This is a genomic window from Nocardioides sp. NPDC047086 (assembly GCF_040643685.1).
Taxonomy (GTDB): domain Bacteria; phylum Actinomycetota; class Actinomycetes; order Propionibacteriales; family Nocardioidaceae; genus Nocardioides.
This window is the reverse complement of sequence record NZ_JBEYUV010000017.1, coordinates 109,279-110,925: the sequence shown is the minus strand read 5'-3', so window position 1 is coordinate 110,925 and position 1,647 is coordinate 109,279. Positions and strand designations below refer to the sequence as shown.

The 1,647-nt window shown below is 71.2% G+C and carries 1 protein-coding gene; it reads right to left on the bottom strand.

From position 1 onward, the window contains the following. Positions 1-135: 135 nt before the first annotated feature. Entirely contained in the window at positions 136-1,491 is a 1,356-nt protein-coding gene (glmM, locus tag ABZ796_RS14475) for a phosphoglucosamine mutase (RefSeq protein ID WP_357337694.1), read from the bottom strand. Positions 1,492-1,647: the final 156 nt, after the last annotated feature.

Here is a 1,647-nt window from a genome sequence, read left to right as displayed (position 1 = left end):
CGCTGGTCGAGCCGCCGGAGCCGCTAGGCGGAGGCGTGTCGAGACCAACACGGTGAGCTCCGCGCTAGATCGCACCGTGTTGGTCTCGACACGCTCTGCCGCAGGCGGCCTCGCGGCTCGACCGACGGTGGCGACTCAGAGGGCTAGGCGCACCCGCACGACGTCCGCGAGCCGCTCGGCACAGGCCTCGGCCTCGTGGTGCGTGGGAGCCTCGACCATGACGCGTACGAGATTCTCGGTGCCGGAGGGGCGCAGCAGGATCCGCCCGGAGCCCGCGAGGGCCTTCTCCTCGGCCGCGACGGCCTCGAGAAGGCCGTCGTCGCTCTTGCAGCGGGCCTTGTCGACGCCCTTGACGTTGAGCAGGACCTGCGGAAGGCGGGTGACGACGGAGGCGAGGTCGGCGAGGGTGCGCCCGGTGAGGGTCATCCGCTGCAGGACGTGCAGCGCGGTGAGGATGCCGTCGCCGGTGGTGGCGTGCTCGCTCATGATGATGTGGCCGGACTGCTCGCCGCCGATGGCGTAGCCGCCCCGGCGCATCTCCTCGAGCACGTAGCGGTCGCCGACGGCGGTCTGCTTCACCCGGACACCCGCGGCGTCCATCGCCTTGACGAAGCCGAGGTTGCTCATCACGGTGACGACCACGGTGTCGTCGGGGAGCCGGCCGGCGTCGTGGAGGCCGAGGGCGAGGATCGCGATGAGCTGGTCGCCGTCGACCAGGTTGCCCTCACCGTCGACGGCCAGGCAGCGGTCGGCGTCGCCGTCCCAGGCGAACCCGACGTCGGCGCCGTGCTCGAGGACCGCCTTCTGGAGCATCTCCGGGTGGGTCGACCCGACCCCGTCGTTGATCGAGAGACCGTCGTTGACGTCGTTGATCGCGATCACCTTCGCCCCGGCCTGGTCCAGGGCCAGCGGGCCCGCGGCGGCGGCCGCGCCGTTGGCGCAGTCGACGACGACGGTCAGTCCGTCGAGGCGCTGCTCCAGCGTGGAGACCAGGTAGGCGGCGTACGTCTCCACGGGGTTCTCGTGGGTCGAGATCCGGCCCACCGACGCGCCGGTGGGGCGATCCCAGGGCTCGTCGAGATGTGCTTCGATCCGGTCCTCCAGGACGTCGTCGAGCTTGTGCCCGCCGCGCTGGAGGAACTTGATGCCGTTGTCGGGCATCGGGTTGTGCGAGGCCGAGATGACCACGCCGAGGTCGGCCTGGAGGGCCGCGGTGAGGTAGGCGACCCCGGGCGTCGGCAGCACACCGACGTCGATCACGTCGCAGCCGGCCGAGGCCAGACCGCCGGCCACCGTCGCCTGCAGGAACTGGCCGGAGACGCGCGAGTCGTTGCCGACCACCGCCAGCGGCTTGCGTCCGCTGCCGGAGCCCCGCAGCTCCTCGGTCAGGACCAGTGCCGCCGAGGTCGCCAGGTTCTGGGCGAGCGAGGCGGTGAGGATCTCGCCGTTCGCGAGACCGCGAACTCCGTCAGTGCCGAAAAGGCGTGCCACGTCCGTGTGACCTTCTTTCGTACGTCGGCCCCCGCCCGAAAATGAGTTGGGGTGCCTCGGCGAGCCGAGACCCATCGCCATCAGCAGCGCGCCGAGGTTGGCGTAGCCGATGCCGAGCTGGCGGTAGTCGCGGGTGGTCTCGCCGATCGCCTCGGT